This is a genomic window from Nocardioides sp. R-C-SC26, assembly GCF_021246465.1.
In the GTDB taxonomy this organism is placed as follows: Bacteria; Actinomycetota; Actinomycetes; order Propionibacteriales; family Nocardioidaceae; genus Nocardioides.
This window is the reverse complement of sequence record NZ_JAHRHK010000008.1, coordinates 45,126-60,450: the sequence shown is the minus strand read 5'-3', so window position 1 is coordinate 60,450 and position 15,325 is coordinate 45,126. Positions and strand designations below refer to the sequence as shown.

Genomic DNA, 15,325 nt, shown 5'->3' with positions numbered 1-15,325 from the left:
GCAGAACCTGAACCTGTGTCAGATTCGGCTTCGTACCCTACACTCCGGTCCATGTCCGCGGAACGACTTGTGCAGAGCACCACTCCGCCCGGGTCGACCCGCCGTGCCACGAAGGTCGCCGAGCGGCGTGCGCCCGTGCAGGAACGCAGCCGGCTCCGGGTCGAGGCCATTCTGGACGCTGCCGAGCGTCTCGTGGTGAAGCACGGCGTCGACGCGCTCACCACGCGCGACATCGCCGACGCCGCGGGTGTCCCGGTCGCCTCGCTCTACCAGTACTTCGCCGACAAGGAGGCCGTGCTCGTCGCCCTAGCCGAGCGGCACATGGCCGAGATGGACGAGCAGGCCGCGGCCGACGTAGCGGCGCTCGAGGAGCTGACCGTCGCGACGCTCGTGCGCGCCGCGATGGGCGCGTTCGTCGCGGTCTACGCGCGGCGCCCGGCGTTCGTGGAGATCTACCTGCGCGGTCGCACCAACCCGCGGCTGCACGCCTACGGTCGCGCCCACAATCAGCGGATCGCCGCCACGCTGCGATCCGTCGCGATCGAGGCCGGCGTGGCCCGCGGTGACCTGCCCGAGCACGTCGTCGTGCTCGCCGTCGAGCTGCGGGGCCCGGGGTGCCCTCCCCCCCGGCGAAGCCGGCCTCGCCGTCGAGCTGGGCGACCGGGTCTTCCAGCTCGCCTACGAGCACGACGTCCGCGGCGACGTCGTCTTGGTCGAGGAGGGCATCGTGCTGATGACCGCCTACCTCGAGCGCTACGCGACTCCGCGCGGTCTGGGCGAGCGATGAGCCCGGCCGATCTGGCAGCCCCCGCCGACCCGACGGCGGCCCGCACCGCGGTTGCGCTGGCCTCGCGGCGTCTGGCGGCCGAGGGCCTGCTCGTCGGCACCGCCGGCAACGTGAGCATGCGCGTGGGCCGCGACCGGTTCGCCGTCACGGCCTCGGGCGTGGTGCTCGCCGCCTGCGAGCCGCGCCACGTCGTGATCGTCGACGGTGACGGGGTGGTGGTCGACGGCGCGCTCCAGCCGACGTCGGAGCTGGGGCTTCACCTCGGTGTCTACGCCGATCGCGAGGATGCCGGGGCCGTGGTGCACACCCACGCCCCGTTCTCCACGGCGGTCGCGTGCGTGCGCGACGACCTGCCCGTGCTCCACTACCAGCAGCTCGTGCTCGGCGGCGCGATCCGCGTGGCGCCCTATGCGACGTTCGGCAGCGCCGAGCTCGCCGACGCCGTCCGCTCCGCGCTGGAGGGCCGACAGGCGGCGTTGATGGGCAACCACGGGTCGATCGCCGTCGGCACCGACCTCGACAAGGCGGTCGAGCACGCCCTGCTGCTCGAGTGGTTGTGCGCCCTCCACCACCGGGCCAGCGCGCTCGGCACCCCCCGTGCGCTCACCGACGCCGAGCAGCACGACGTCATCCTTGCGGCGCTCGCTCGCAACTACGGAACCGTGAAGGAGAACCGATGAAGGTCGCCTGTGTGGGCGTGCACGTGCTCGACTCCCACGTGATTGGCGTGGATTCGATCCCCGACGGCTCCGACGGTCAGATCGTCGAGACGATCAAGCTCTCGCCCGCCGGTACGGCCGGCGGTACGGCCGTCGTGCTCGCGCGGCTCGGCGCCGACGTCACGTCCTACGGTGCGGTCGGCACCGACCCGATCGGCGACACCCTGCTGGCGCTGCTCTCCCGCGAGGGCGTGGACACCGCGGGTCTGGTGCGCAAGAGCGACCACCAGACGTCGGCCTCGGTGCTGCCCGTGCGTCCGAACGGCGATCGCCCGGCATGGCACTGCATCGGCGCCAACGGCGCCTTCACCCTCGACGACCTCGATCGCAGCTCGCTGGACGGCGCCGGCTTCCTGCACCTGGGAGGCCCGGAGTTCCTGGGCGGTCCGGCGGCCGGTGAGCTGCTGGCGTGGGCGCGCGATCAGGGCATGCGCACCTCGGTCGACATCCTGGCGCCGGGCGACCCCGACATGTTGGCCTGGATCGCCGACGCCCTCCCGCACACCGACTTCCTGCTCCCCAACGACGAGCAGGTGCGCGGCTTCGCCGGCGCCGCCGACCTCGCCGAGGGTGCGCGCGCGCTGGTGACCGCGGGCGCGGGCTGCGTCGCCGTCACCCAGGGCGCCAAGGGCGCGCTCGTCGTCACCGCCGACGACGTCGTGGAGGTGCCGGCGTTCGCGATCCCTGCGGGAGAGCTGGTCGACACCACCGGATGCGGTGACGCGTTCTCCGCCGGCTTCCTGCGCGGGCTCTCGCTCGGCCACGACCCGGCCGCCGCCGCGCGTCTCGGCTGCGCGACCGCCGGCCAGGTCGCGCGCGGTCTCGCCACCGACGCGGGCAGCTACGACCTGGACTCGGTGCTCGCGCTGCTCGGCTGATCCGTGTCGAGCGCCTCGGGCCGGCGGTCGAGTCAGTCGTCTCGCCGGGTGCCTGACTCCTGGTGGCCGAGGTGGTCGCTCTGCGACCGTCTCGAGACCTGGTGACCCACTCGATCCGCCCTACTCGACCGTGGTCCGGCGCGTCGGCGTCGAGCGCCGGTCGTGGTGCGCGGCCAGGAGGCCTCGTCTCACGCGCGGGCTCGCGGCCTGCAGGAGCTGGTAGGTGGAGCGCTGGCTGGTGCGGCTCGGCGACCCGTCGTCGTGCTCGTCGAGCACGGCCGCGGCATCGATCAGGAGGTGGGCCGCGCGATCGTCGACGACGTCGTCGCGGAGATGACCCAGGTAGCGGGCCAGGCGCGGGTCGAGCTCGGTGCCCCCGTGGCCGCGGCACTCCTCCAGTGCCGCCGTCAGGTCGGCGGCGCATTGCGCGACGTGCTCGCCCATGGCTGCCGTGACGGCGATCCGCAGCACGGTCTCGCCGGTCACGAGGGTGACGGGCGTGGAGGCCCACCCGCGCCGCAGCCAGCAGTCCGCGAGCAGGAACGGGTCGAGTCCGCTGGTGGCTCGCAACGTCAGGTGTGTCGCCTCCGCTGGCGCCGCCACGGCGACGCCGGGCAGCTCGTCGAGCAACGCGGCCAGGTCCGCCGTCGCGCCGAGTGCGGCGTGGGCGAGCGCCGAGCAGCCCTCATGGCCGATCTCCCGCAGGGTCTCGGCGACGTCGTCGACGAGGCCGGACGGCGCCCGCCAGGGCGTCGGCCACAGCTGGGGGCCGCGCCGCGCGAGGCGTGCCAGGTGGAGTGGCTGTCGCGTGCCCGTGGAGCGATGCACGATCACGCTCAGGTCGCTGCCGACCCCGCGGTCAGGGCCGACGTCGAGTGTCAGCGACGTCACGCCGGGGACGTCGAAGTCCCACGTGGGCATGGGCTGGCGCCGTTCGCCGTCGGGCTCTGCCAGGCGTCGGTAGGCGATCGCCCACCCACCCGCCGTCGCGTCCACGTGGAGAGGTGTCCCGGTCGCCGCGCACGCCGCGGCGATCCATGCGATCGGATCGACGACACCGTGGGTGAAGGACGGCGCCGAGGCCACGACCAGCACCGTCTCCTCGGTGATCGCGGCGGCCAGTCCTCCGAGGCCGACGCGCCCCGCGCTGTCGATCGGGACCGTGACCGCGACGACGCCGAGGGCGTCGCAGGCCGTGAACCAGACCGGGGACGCAGACTCGGGCAGCACGAGTGTCGGTCTCCGCAGGCCGGGCCGGGCGTCGCGAGCGCCCTGCAGCGTGAGCAGCGCGGCCTCCTGAGCGCCGCGGGCGAGGGTGCCGACCGCCTCTGCCGGCGCGCGGAGGAGATCGCAGACGAATCCGACGATGCTGTTCTCACACCCCTGGTGGGTGCTCTGCTCGGACGCGCGCTCCTCACACGTCGCCGGGTGCGCGAGGCGACCGTCGTCGGGGAGGTGCACCGGGACCGCGCTGAGGTCGGGGCGGTCGTCGTCCGCGGGATCCATCAGTCGTAGGTGCGCTGGTGCGCGTGTCATCACCCCGGCCCTCCCAGATCGTCGTGGGAGAACGGTAGGGAGGAGCGGCCCGGCGCCGGATCGAGCGCGGGGCCGGAACGCCTAGTCCCATCGGGCTAGTGGCGCTCGTGGCCGGTCGCGTAGTCGCGCATGCGAGCGTCGAGCACCGTGGCCACCTGCTGGCCGGCGTCCTCGCCGATCGTCACGCGCAGCGGGTGCGGCCCCGGGCGTGCCAGGTGCTCGGCGATGATCGCCGCGACCTCGGGAGGCGGCGTACCGCCGCCGGTGGCGCCCGGCTCGACGGGCCAGGGGACCTCGGCCGTCCCGAGCGTCTCTGCGCGCAGTGCGTCGTAGTCGGGCAGAGGGCGGCTGAACTGCATACCGCCCGTCGCCCATGCGGTGTCCATCGCGCCGATCTCGGCGATCATCACGCGGATGCCCATGGAGGCGACCTCGCCCGCGAGCGCCTCGCTGAATCCCTCGAGACCCCACTTGGCCGCGTTGTAGAGGCCGAAGAAGGGCATCGCGCCGACGCCGCCGACCGAGGAGATCTGCACGATGTCGCCCGATCCCTGGGCTCGCATCACCGGCAGCGCCGCCTGGGTCATCCAGAGCGGGGCGAGCAGATCGACGTCGATGATCGCGCGGGCCTCGTCCTCACCGATCTCCTCGATGGCTCCGACCAGGCCGTAACCGGCGTTGTTGATCAGCACGTCCAGTCGCCCCGTGTGGTCGGCGATCCGTTCGACGGCGGCACGGCAGCTGTCTCGGTCCGTCGGATCGAGGTGCACCGTGGTGAGTCGAGGGTGCTCGAACGGCAGTTCCGTGCCCCGGGTCGTGGCCGCTACGTGATGTCCAGCCGCCAGCGCGTGCTCGGCCAGGGCCCGTCCGAGCCCACGGCTGGCACCGGTGATCATCCAGGTGGGGTTGGTGGTCATGGACCCATCTCACCATAAACGAGACGTTGCGTCTCGTTTATAGAATGCGGCATGGCCCGTCCCACGACCATCGCCCGGGTGCACGGGGCAGTGCTCGACCTCGCGCAACGACGCGGCGCCGACGGGTTGACGATGGAGGGCATCGCCGCCGAGGCCGGCGTCGGCAAGCAGACCCTGTACCGGACCTGGCCGTCGGTGACGGCGATCGTCTTCGACGCTCTGGCCGCTGCCGACTCCGCCGCGGAGGAGGCGGTGCTCCCGACGTCGGTGGAGGCCGTTCTCGCGGCCGCGATCGAGGAGATCACCACGGAGCCGCGCTGCTCGCTGCTGCGTGCCCTGGCCGCGTCGATCGCGGCGGACGACGCCGTCGCGCGGGAGTTCCACCGGCGCCTGCATGCGCCGCAGATCGCGTTCATCCGCGAGCTGGTCGCCGCGGACGGAGCCGATGATCCGGCCCGCGTCGCCGAACGACTCGTGGCACCGATCTTCTACCGGTGGTTCATGCGTCTGCCGCAGTTCGACGCCGTCGAGCTCGCGCAGCACGTTCGCGAGGTGATGGGGGCCGCTGCCCCGCGCCGGTGATCGCTAGGGCGCCAGCGCCCGGCTCGCCGACGACCGGTTGCGACGCTCGCGCGAGGTGCCGATGGTCGCCGCCGACTTCGCGGCTCGCTTCCCCGCGGCGGTGACGCCGTCGCTCGTGGGAGAGCCGGACGAGTGCTGGTCGATCCACTCGTCCATCACCGACCAGGTCGAGGTGCGCGCGGCGCGGCCGGTGAGCATGCCGAGGTGGCCGCCGGGCACGATCTCGAATCGGACCTCGCTCGCGCCGGTGAGCAGCGGCACGAGTGCGCGGACGGCGGGCACCGGCGCGATGCCGTCGGCGGCACCGCCGAACACCAGCACCGGCGCGGAGATGTCGGCGAGGTGGAGCGTGCGGTCGTCGAGGTCGAAGCTGCCGCTGACGAGCGCGTTGCTCTTCACGAACCGGTGGTAGAGCTGCCCGAAGCTGCGGCCCGGGTAGGCGATCATGTTCGCGGTGAACCGGTCGACGGCCTCGATCTGGGCGAGGAAGTCGGCGTCGTCGAGGTGTGTGGCGACCGCGAGGGGTTTGGTGACCAGCTTCTGGAACGAGGAGAGCTGGAAGGCCCAGCGCACCAACGGCTTCGGGGCGCCACCGAGCGCTTGATAGCCGCGGGTGATCGGGCCCTTGCCGGCGGCGAGGTTGAGCAACGGTCGGATCGGCGCGATCAGCGGCACCTGTGCGACGTCGATGGGCGAGCCGACGATCGTGAGCGAGGCCAGCGGAAGGTCGGCGTCGGCCGATGCGGCGAGCAGGGAGAAGATGCCGCCCAGGCTCCAGCCGATGACGTGCACCGGCCGGCCGCCGGCGTGCGCGGACGCCGCGCGGATCGCCTCGGGGATGACCTCCTCGATCCAGTGCTCCATGCCCAGGCGCCGGTCGCGGAAGGAGACCTGGCCGTACTCGACGAGGTAGGTGCGTCGTCCGGAGGTGACCAGGTGCTCCGCGAGCGAGCAGCCGCGCCGCAGGTCGAAGCAGAGCGCCGGCGCCGCCAGCGGCGTCACCAGCAGCACCGGGTCGCCGGACTCCTGCGCCGTCGCGGAGGGCCGGTAGTGGTACACCTCGCGCAGGGTGCCCTCGTCGATGAGGGTGCGTGGCATGGGGCGCAGGTCGGCCAGTCCGCCGTAGAGCGCCTTGTGCGCGACGTTGCTCGCCGCGGCGACCACCTGGTCGGGCTTCGGAAGGAGATCCACGGCCTGAACCTACCTCCGCTCGCGCCGTCGTGGAGGGGTGTTCTGCTGCTGGTCGACGCCGTCCGCGCCGGACCGTCGGCGGCCCCCTGTCTGCGCGCTCAGGCGCGTCGCGCGGGTCGCACGGCCTTGTCGTGCGTGGCGCCCCGGGTCTCCGACAGCACCGACATGAAGGAGTCGGCCCAGGCCTGGACGTCGTGCTGGCTGATGGTGCGCCGCATCGCCTTCATCCGACGAGTCAGCTCCTTCTCATCGGCCTGATGGGCCTCCAGGAGCGCGGCCTTCATCCCGTTGATGTCGTAGGGGTTGACCAGCCAGGCCTGCCGCAGCTCCTCGGCCGCTCCGGCGAACTCCGAGAGCACCAGCGCCCCGCCGTCGTCGTAGCGGCAGGCGACGTACTCCTTGGCGACCAGGTTCATCCCGTCGCGGTACGGGGTGACGACCATGATGTCCGCGGCGCGGTAGAGCGCGGCCATCTCCTCGCGCGGATAGGAGGAGTGCAGGTAGCTGATCGCCGGCCGGCCGATGCGCCCGAAGTCGCCGTTGATCCGACCGACCAACCGATCGATGTCGTCGCGCAGGATGCGGTACTGCTCGACCTGCTCACGCGAGGGCACGGCGACCTGGACGAACACGGCGTCCTCGACGTCGAAATGGCCGTCGCGGATCAACTCGCCGAACGCGCGCAGGCGGGCGTAGATGCCTTTGGTGTAGTCGAGCCGGTCGATGCCCAAGAAGATGCGACGCGGGTTCCCCAGAGCCTCGCGGATCGCGCTCGCACGTTGGGTGACGGCCTCGGTCTGCGCGAGCTCCTGGAAGCCCGCGGCGTCGATCGAGATGGGGAACGCCTCGGCCCGCACCGTGCGCCCGTCAGGCAGGTAGACCAGGTCGCGGTGGGTCTTGTGGCCCACCCGCTGGCGCACCAGGCGCACGAAGTTCGCGGCCGCCCCGGGCAGTTGGAAGCCGACGAGGTCGGCACCTAGGAGGCCCTCGAGGATCTGGCGACGCCACGGCAGCTGCTGGAAGAGCTCGGGCGGCGGGAACGGGATGTGCAGGTAGAAACCGATCCGCAGGTCGGGACGCAGCTCGCGCAGCATCTGGGGTACCAGCTGCAACTGATAGTCGTGCACCCAGACGGTCGCGCCCTCGGCCGACTCCGCGGCAGCGCGCTCGGCGAAGCGACGGTTGACCGTGACGTAGGAGTCCCACCACTCCCGGTGGAACTCCGGCTTGGCGACCAGGTCGTGGTACAGCGGCCAGAGCGTGGCGTTGGAGAAGCCCTCGTAGAACTCCTCGATCTCGCAGGCCGCGAGCCCGACCGGCACCAGATGCATGCCGTCGTCCTCGAACGGCTCGAGCTCGGCGTCACTACCTCCGGGCCACCCGATCCAGCTGCCGTTGCTGGCACGCATCACCGGCTCGATCGCCGTGACCAGGCCGCCGGGGGAGCGACGCCACCCGGGCGTTCCGTCCGGGAGTGTGACCCGGTCGACCGGCAGGCGGTTGGCGACGATCACGAGGTCGGACGGCACGGTGCCACCCTAGTGCGGCTCCGGCCACCCGAGGGTGCGAGGACACCGCGACTCCGGCGTGCATCTCGCACGGGACTCGCCTCTGCTGTCACATCCGCCCCTACAGCACCGCGATCGGAGAGGCGAATGACATTGCTGTGATTACGCGTCTACAGTGGAGGTCCGACCACCCCGGTATCGGGCCCTCTGCGGGCGCGGTAGCGACTCGACGCCTGCGAGGAGACGACGTCATGGAGGCTCGACGCCACGACGATCACGACGACGCCGCGGCCGCCGGTGCGCTCAGTGATCGCGACCGCGACATCCTGGAGTTCGAGCGCCAGTGGTGGAAGTACGCCGGCGCCAAGGAGGCGGCGGTCCGCGAGAAGTTCGACATGAGCTCGACGCGGTACTACCAGGTGCTCAACGCCCTGCTCGACCGTCCGGAGGCCCTCGAGGCCGATCCGCTCCTCGTACGCCGTCTGCGTCGCCTGCGCTCGGAGCGCCAGCGCCAGCGCTCGGCTCGCCGCCTCGGCTTCGAGCTCTGATCGACGATGGCCGGACGACGATCTCAGCCGGGCGGGCTGGTCCTGCCCTCGCCGGTGGTCGCCCTGAGCATCGTCGCGGTGCTGATGGCCGCGATCGCCTTCGTGGTCACCCGGGGGGACGACTCGGGGGAGAAGGAGGTCTCCAGCCCGCCGCGCTCGGAGTCGACCTCCCAGACCAGCAGTGACCCCACCGACTCCGGAGAGACCGAGGGCGACCCGTCACCGGAGCCGGAGCCCACGCCCGAGCCCAAGCCGCGCAAGAAGCTCGACCGGGGCGAGGTCTTCGTCGAGGTCTACAACAACACCAGCATCTCGGGCCTGGCCGGCGACGTCGGCGAGACCGCGACCAACATCGGCTGGCAGGTCGTGGGCGTGGACAACTGGCTCGGCACGATCCCCTCGAACACCGTCTACTACCCCGCCCGCCTCAAGCGCGCGGCGAGGGTTCTCGCCCGCGACCTCGGCATCGATCGCGTCGAGCCCGCAGACGGGGCGATGAAGCTCGATCGCCTGACGGTCATCCTCACCGGCGCGTTGTAGGCCCGGTACGCGGCGGGTCGCGCGAGCCACGCGGACCGTGACGTCGCCCTATCCGATTGGTGTCGGTGTCGCGCGGCGTCCTACGCTGACCTCACAGGCGTTCGAGCCGTCATCAGCGGCGAGCCTCCGGAAGAACGGTCTCGGCAAGCTCGACCACCGAGACCTAGTAGAACCGGACGGGTAGGCCCGTCACAGCCGTGAACGAGTGGTGGTCCTCCGCACCCACGGGCCGGATCGCAATCGAGGTGGTACCGCGGCGCCCGTCGTCCTCGAACCGATGAGTTCGAGACGAAGGCAGACCATGAGCTATCCCCAGGCCGGCACCCAGCCCGACGGCGCATCCGTCCCGTCCAGCCCGCGCTTCCCCGACATCGAGGAGCGGGTCCTGGCCTACTGGGAGGCCGACGGCACGTTCCAGGCGAGCATCGACGCGCGCGACGCGGGGGAGAACGGCGCCAACGAGTTCGTCTTCTACGACGGCCCGCCCTTCGCCAACGGCCTGCCGCACTACGGCCACCTGCTGACCGGTTACGTCAAGGACCTCATCCCGCGCTACCAGACCATGCGCGGACGTCGCGTCGAGCGCCGTTTCGGGTGGGACACCCACGGTCTGCCCGCCGAGCTCGAGGCGATGCGACTCAACGGCATCAAGACCACCGACGAGATCGTCGAGATGGGCATCGACAGGTTCAACGACGCCTGCCGGGAGTCGGTGATGACGTACACCGGCGAGTGGCGCGACTACGTCACCCGCCAGGCGCGCTGGGTCGACTTCGACAACGACTACCGCACCATGAACCCCGACTACATGGAGTCGGTGATCTGGGCGTTCAAGCAGCTCTTCGACAAGGGTTTGGTCTACGAGGGCTTCCGGGTGCTGCCCTACTGCTGGAACGACGAGACGCCGCTGTCCAACCACGAGCTGCGCATGGACGACGACGTCTACCAGAACCGGCAGGACCCTGCCGTCACGGTCGGCTTCGACATCACCACCGCCGACAGCGAGCTGTTCGGCGCGAAGCTGCTCATCTGGACGACGACGCCCTGGACGCTGCCGAGCAACCTCGCGGTCATGGTCGGCAGCGAGATCGACTACGTCGCGGTCGAGCGTGACGGCGTCCGCCTCATCCTGGCGGAGGCACGACTCGGCGCCTACGCGCGCGAGCTCGCCCCCGGAGACGGGCAGGACGAGCCCGACGTCGTGTGGCGCGGTACAGGCGCGGACCTGCTCGGACTCACCTACGCGCCGCCGTTCACCTACTTCGCCGGCCACGAGAACGCCTTCCGCGTGGTCGCCGCCGATGACGCGGTCACCACCACCGACGGCACCGGGCTGGTGCACAGTGCCGGCGCGTTCGGCGAGGTCGACAAGGAGGTGACCGACCGCGAGGGCATCGAGGCGGTCATGCCGGTGGGCAAGGACGGCCGCTTCACCTTCCCGGTCACCGACTACGAGGGCATGCAGGTCTTCGACGCCAACCCGCACGTGATCGACGACCTCAAGTCCGGGGGCGGCTCGGTCTCTCCGGGCACCGTGCTGGTGCGCCGTGAGACCTACGACCACTCCTACCCGCACTGCTGGCGCTGCCGCGAGCCGCTCATCTACAAGGGCGTCTCGTCGTGGTTCGTCGAGGTGACCGCGATCAAGCAGCGCATGCTCGAGCTCAATCAGCAGATCACCTGGGTGCCCGAGCACATCAAGGACGGCCAGTTCGGCCGCTGGCTGGAGAACGCCCGCGACTGGTCGATCACCCGCAACCGCTTCTGGGGCAGCCCCGTGCCGGTGTGGAAGAGCGACGACCCGACCTACCCGCGGATCGACGTCTACGGCTCCTTCGAGGAGATCGAGCGTGACTTCGGCACGCTGCCGCGCAACGCCGACGGCGAGCGCGACCTGCACCGTCCGTGGGTCGACGAGCTGACCCGGCCCAACCCGGACGACCCGAGGTCGCCCGAGGAGGGCGGCTCGACGATGCGCCGGGTCACCGACGTCCTCGACGTCTGGTTCGACTCCGGCTCGATGAGCTACGCCCAGGTGCACTACCCGTTCGAGAACGCCGAGTGGTTCGACGGGCAGGCCGGCCAGGGCGGCCACTTCCCGGCCGACTTCATCGTCGAGTACATCGGGCAGACCCGCGGCTGGTTCTACACCCTGCACATCCTGGCCACCGCGATCTTCGACAAGCCGGCGTTCAGCAACTGTGTCAGCCACGGCATCGTGCTGGGCAGCGACGGCAACAAGATGAGCAAGTCCCTGCGCAACTATCCCGACGTCCGGGAGGTCTTCGACCGCGACGGCGCGGACGCGATGCGCTGGTTCCTGATGAGCAGCCCGATCCTGCGCGGCGGCAACCTGATCGTCACCGAGCAGGGCATCCGCGACTCGGTGCGTCAGGTGATGATCCCGCTGTGGAACAGCTGGTACTTCTTCCAGCTCTACGCCAACGCGGCTGCCGGCGGAGCCGGGCTCGACGTCGTCGCGTCGACCACCTCCACCGACCCGCTCGACCGCTACCTGCTGGCCAAGACGCGCCAGTACGTCGAGGAGATGACCGCGGCGCTGGACGTCTACGCCGTCGCGGAGGCGTGCGACGCGACGCGCTCGTTCATCGACGTGCTGAGCAACTGGTACATCCGGCGCAGCCGGGAGCGGTTCTGGAGTGAGAGCACCGACGCCTTCGGCACGTTGAGCACCGTGCTCGAGACCTTGTGCCGGGCGACCGCTCCGCTGCTGCCGTTGACCACCGAGGAGATCTGGCGAGGCCTGACCGGCGGCCGCTCGGTGCACCTGGCCGACTGGCCCACGCCCGCGGAACTGCCTGCCGACGACGCCCTGGTCGCCGCGATGGACCAGGTGCGCGAGGTCTGCTCGGCCACCTCGGCACTGCGCAAGGCCGGCAACCTGCGCAACCGGCTGCCGCTCGCCTCGCTCGTCGTGGTCGTGGCGGATCCGGCCGCGTTGAGCGGCTTCGAGTCGATCGTGTCCGACGAGGTCAACGTCAAGCAGGTGCGCCTGGTCGACCTGGCGAGCGAGGAGGCGGCGGCGTACGGCGTCGAGCAGCGCCTGACGGTCAACGCGCGTGCGGCCGGTCCCCGCCTGGGCAAGGACGTGCAGCTCGCGATCAAGGGGTCGAAGTCCGGCGACTGGTCGGTCAGTGAGTCGGGCGAGGTGGTGTCCGGCGGGCTCGCGCTGGTCGAGGGCGAGTACGTGCTCGAGACCGTCGCCGGCTCGGCGACCGCCGACCAGGCCACCGGCGTGCTTCCCGGCGGCGGGTTCGTCGTCCTCGACACCGCCGTCAGCCCCGAGCTCGAGGCCGAGGGCACTGCCCGCGATCTCGTGCGCGCCGTCCAGCAGGCCCGACGCGACGCGGGTCTGGAGGTCTCGGACCGGATCGCGCTCACCATCACCGGCGACGACGCCGTGCGCGCCGCAGCCGAGACCCACCGCGACCTGATCTGCACCGAGACCCTCGCCTCGTCGCTCGCTCTGGAGGTCGGCGACGGCGAGGCGCAGGTCGCCGTCGCGCGCGCCTGAGGACCTGACCCGCCCCGCGGGCTCGGCGCGCGGTCGTGCGCGAGCGGTGAGTCCGGTGCGGGATCTGCCTCGCAGACCGTCCCGGACTCACCGCCCGACCGGCGCCGCTGGCGCCCGTTAGGCTCGGAGACGTGAACCCCCGCCACCGCCGCCTCATCATCCCGTTCGCGCTGGCGGCGCTGCTGGTGATCGTCGTCGTCGCCGCCGTGCTGTGACGTCGGCGTCCGAGGTGCGCGGAGACGTGGCGTGAGCGAGCCGCTGACCGAGGCGTTGGCGCGGTTGCGCGTCCTCCTCCTCGACCCCGACGGGCTGGTGCGAGCGGTCGCCTCCGGCGTGCAGAAGGGCCGACGGCCCGCCTGGCGGCGGATCGAGGCGCGCTACGTCGACCTCAAGTCGGGTCGCCACCTCCAGGTCACCAGCTACGACGCGACCCAGGCGCACACCGCCAACCATGCGGTGGGCGAGCCCGCCGCCGTCGCCGTCGACGCCCTGCTCGCCGAGCCGTTCGGCAACTGGCACGTCGACACCAGCACCGAGACCCATCAGTTGCGGGTCACCAAGAAGCTCGACGCCGTGACGCACACCCGGCGACGCGACCAGCCCGTCGTGGCCGACCGCGGCCACGACCGGGACAAGGAGCGCCTGCTGCCGCTCGACGACCCGATCTTCGCAGCGCTCGGTCTGGCCGACGAGCACGGTCGGATCAAGCCCAGCCGGCAGGCGAAGGTGCGTCAGGTCGAGGAGTTCCTGCGTCAGCTCGACGCCGCGGTGAGCGACGCGCGCGCCGGTGGCCACCTGCGTCGTCCGACGTCGGAGGACCCGCTGCGGGTGGTCGACCTCGGCTGCGGCAACGCCTACCTGACCTTCGCTGCGTTGCGGTTCCTCGGCGAGGTGCGCGGGCTCCCGGTCGCCGTCACCGGCGTCGACGTCAAGGAGCAGTCCCGCGCGCACAACACCGCCGTCGCGGAGCGGCTCGGGCTCCAGGCCCGCTTCGAGGTCGGCACCATCGCCGACGCCGTGCTCGATCCGGCGCCGGAGATCGTGCTGGCCCTGCACGCCTGCGACACCGCTACCGACGAGGCGTTGGCCCGCGCCGTGGAGTGGGACGCCGCGCTGGTGCTCGCCGCACCCTGCTGCCACCACGACATCGCCGCTCAGCTGCGCCGCAACGACACGCCGTCGCCCTATGCGGCGCTGACTCGCCACGGCATCCTCCGCGAGCGATTCGCCGACACCCTCACCGACGGCCTCCGCGCGCTGCTGCTGCGACTCCACGGCTACCGGGTCGACGTCGTGGAGTTCATCGACAGCCAGCACACACCGCGCAACACGCTGCTCCGCGGCGTCCGCACGGGGACCCGCGGTTCCGTCTCGGCCGCGTCGGCGGGAGGTTTGGCCGGCGTGGATCGCGAGTACGACGAGCTCGTCGGCACGTGGCACCTGCGCCCCCGTCTCGCGGAACTGCTGGGGCGGTGAGATCGAGGTGAGGTCCGTCGCTGCGCTGGCGCTGGTCGTCCCGTTCGTGGTCGGCTTCGCCGCCGCGCCCTCGACGGCGACCGCGCAAGGCGACGTCGAGTTCACCTTCGCCGACCCCGAGATCGTGGAGTCCTCCGGACTCGCTGTCGTCGACGGCCTGGTGATCACGGTCAACGACTCCGGCGACACCGGCCGGGTGTTCGCCGTCGACCCGGAGACCGGCCAGACCGTCGGCGTCACGACCTGGAGCCCGGAGCCCCGCGACGTGGAGGCGCTCGCACCGGCCGGTCGCGGACAGGTCTGGGTCGCCGACATCGGCGACAACCTGGAGGTGCGCGAGACCGTCGAGGTGCTGCGCGTGCCGGTCGGTCCGGGCGAGCACGTCGTCGAGCCGGAGCGGTTCGAGCTCGCCTACCCCGACGGCCCCCATGACGCCGAGACGTTGATCGCCGCCCCCGACGGCCGGCTGCTCGTCGTCACCAAGGGCATCTTCGGTGGGTCGGTCTACCGCTCACCACGGCGTCTCACCGACGGCGTCAACCGTCTGACGCGCCTCGACACCGACGGCGCCGTGCTGCCGATCGCGACCGACGGCGCGCTGCTGCCCGATCGCCGTCACGTGGTCGTACGCAACTACGGCTCGGCGGCGTTCTACACCTACCCCGACTTCCGCGAGGTCGGCTCCTTCGCGCTCCCGGCCCAGCCTCAGGGCGAGGGCATCGCCGTCGACCCGCGTGGCCGGATGCTGGTCAGCACCGAAGGCAAGTACACGGCGGTTCTCCGGGTGCGGGTGCCCGAGGACCTGATGGCGGCCCTGGCGCCGACGCCCTCCGAGACGCCGTCGGGCTCGCCTGGGCTTGCGGGTCCCGGCAACGCGGGCTCCGGGGACGCGTCGGATGATCCGGGCGCATCCGACTCCGCGTCGTGGACGTGGTTCGCCGGTGGCGCGGCCTTGGCCCTCGTCCTGGCCGGCGTCGGCGCCCGGCTGGCGGGTCGGTGGCCGGGCCGGCGGTGAGAAATCTCGGTCGGCCGACGAAACCGGACCTTGGCCGACGAAGCTTCGTACGCCAACGTCCGGTTTTTTTCGCCGCCGGCGATGAAAACCCCC

The 15,325-nt window shown here is 71.6% G+C and carries 12 protein-coding genes; 8 read left to right on the top strand and 4 right to left on the bottom strand.

The genetic code is table 11. The annotated features are described in order from the left end of the window. The first annotated feature begins 51 nt into the window (after nucleotides 1-51). Both KSO97_RS09290 and KSO97_RS09285 read left to right on the top strand, forming a co-directional pair. Nucleotides 52-1,467 carry a class II aldolase/adducin family protein gene (locus KSO97_RS09290; RefSeq protein WP_232678201.1) on the top strand — a complete coding sequence of 472 codons (1,416 nt, stop codon included), beginning with the start codon at nucleotides 52-54 and terminating at the stop codon, nucleotides 1,465-1,467. Continuing rightward, nucleotides 1,464-2,384, top strand: coding sequence for a carbohydrate kinase family protein (locus KSO97_RS09285; RefSeq protein WP_232678199.1), 921 nt, complete (start codon nucleotides 1,464-1,466; stop codon nucleotides 2,382-2,384). The genes KSO97_RS09290 and KSO97_RS09285 overlap by 4 nt, the downstream gene beginning before the upstream one ends. 120 nt (nucleotides 2,385-2,504) lie before the next feature. On the opposite strand, the gene KSO97_RS09280 is transcribed toward KSO97_RS09285, so the two are convergent. Next, nucleotides 2,505-3,920 carry an aminotransferase class V-fold PLP-dependent enzyme gene (locus tag KSO97_RS09280; RefSeq protein WP_232678197.1) on the bottom strand — a complete coding sequence of 472 codons (1,416 nt, stop codon included), beginning with the start codon at nucleotides 3,918-3,920 and terminating at the stop codon, nucleotides 2,505-2,507. A 95-nt stretch (nucleotides 3,921-4,015) separates the two neighbouring features. After that, complete coding sequence (locus KSO97_RS09275) at nucleotides 4,016-4,837, bottom strand: SDR family NAD(P)-dependent oxidoreductase (RefSeq protein WP_232678195.1); 822 nt, start codon at nucleotides 4,835-4,837, stop codon at nucleotides 4,016-4,018. Between the two features lie 51 nt (nucleotides 4,838-4,888). Between KSO97_RS09275 and KSO97_RS09270 the strand changes: the two genes are divergently transcribed. Further along, nucleotides 4,889-5,419, top strand: coding sequence for a TetR/AcrR family transcriptional regulator (locus tag KSO97_RS09270; RefSeq protein WP_232678193.1), 531 nt, complete (start codon nucleotides 4,889-4,891; stop codon nucleotides 5,417-5,419). A gap of 3 nt (nucleotides 5,420-5,422) precedes the next feature. On the opposite strand, the gene KSO97_RS09265 is transcribed toward KSO97_RS09270, so the two are convergent. Together KSO97_RS09265 and KSO97_RS09260 are read right to left on the bottom strand one after the other, a co-directional pair. Then, a complete protein-coding gene (locus KSO97_RS09265) occupies nucleotides 5,423-6,610 on the bottom strand; it encodes an alpha/beta fold hydrolase (RefSeq protein ID WP_232678191.1) in 1,188 nt (395 codons plus the stop codon). Between the two features lie 98 nt (nucleotides 6,611-6,708). Further along, nucleotides 6,709-8,139, bottom strand: a complete 1,431-nt coding sequence (locus KSO97_RS09260) for a trehalose-6-phosphate synthase (protein WP_232678189.1) — start codon at nucleotides 8,137-8,139, stop codon at nucleotides 6,709-6,711. A gap of 230 nt (nucleotides 8,140-8,369) precedes the next feature. Between KSO97_RS09260 and KSO97_RS09255 the strand changes: the two genes are divergently transcribed. From KSO97_RS09255 to KSO97_RS09235, 5 genes are all read left to right on the top strand, one after another. After that, nucleotides 8,370-8,666, top strand: coding sequence for a DUF3263 domain-containing protein (locus KSO97_RS09255; protein ID WP_232678187.1), 297 nt, complete (start codon nucleotides 8,370-8,372; stop codon nucleotides 8,664-8,666). A gap of 6 nt (nucleotides 8,667-8,672) precedes the next feature. Continuing rightward, entirely contained in the window at nucleotides 8,673-9,206 is a 534-nt protein-coding gene (locus tag KSO97_RS09250; protein ID WP_232678185.1) for a LytR C-terminal domain-containing protein, read from the top strand. Between the two features lie 301 nt (nucleotides 9,207-9,507). Then, on the top strand, nucleotides 9,508-12,741 hold the full coding sequence (ileS, locus tag KSO97_RS09245; RefSeq protein ID WP_232678183.1) for an isoleucine--tRNA ligase: 3,234 nt from the start codon (nucleotides 9,508-9,510) through the stop codon (nucleotides 12,739-12,741). A gap of 246 nt (nucleotides 12,742-12,987) precedes the next feature. Then, nucleotides 12,988-14,217, top strand: a complete 1,230-nt coding sequence (locus KSO97_RS09240; RefSeq protein WP_232678182.1) for an SAM-dependent methyltransferase — start codon at nucleotides 12,988-12,990, stop codon at nucleotides 14,215-14,217. Between the two features lie 7 nt (nucleotides 14,218-14,224). Beyond that, nucleotides 14,225-15,232: a hypothetical protein gene (locus tag KSO97_RS09235; RefSeq protein WP_232678181.1), complete on the top strand. Its 1,008-nt coding sequence runs from the start codon at nucleotides 14,225-14,227 to the stop codon at nucleotides 15,230-15,232. Nucleotides 15,233-15,325 lie beyond the last annotated feature (93 nt).

Excerpts from the sequence above, each read along its gene's own strand:
- KSO97_RS09255 (WP_232678187.1), top strand. The coding sequence starts at position 8,370 with ATGGAGGCTCGACGCCACGACGATCACGACGACGCCGCGGCCGCCGGT.
- KSO97_RS09270 (WP_232678193.1), top strand. The coding sequence starts at position 4,889 with ATGGCCCGTCCCACGACCATCGCCCGGGTGCACGGGGCAGTGCTCGAC.
- ileS (WP_232678183.1), top strand. The coding sequence starts at position 9,508 with ATGAGCTATCCCCAGGCCGGCACCCAGCCCGACGGCGCATCCGTCCCG.
- KSO97_RS09250 (WP_232678185.1), top strand. The coding sequence starts at position 8,673 with ATGGCCGGACGACGATCTCAGCCGGGCGGGCTGGTCCTGCCCTCGCCG.
- KSO97_RS09290 (WP_232678201.1), top strand. The coding sequence starts at position 52 with ATGTCCGCGGAACGACTTGTGCAGAGCACCACTCCGCCCGGGTCGACC.
- KSO97_RS09285 (WP_232678199.1), top strand. The coding sequence starts at position 1,464 with ATGAAGGTCGCCTGTGTGGGCGTGCACGTGCTCGACTCCCACGTGATT.
- KSO97_RS09280 (WP_232678197.1), bottom strand. The coding sequence starts at position 3,920 with ATGACACGCGCACCAGCGCACCTACGACTGATGGATCCCGCGGACGAC.
- KSO97_RS09275 (WP_232678195.1), bottom strand. The coding sequence starts at position 4,837 with ATGACCACCAACCCCACCTGGATGATCACCGGTGCCAGCCGTGGGCTC.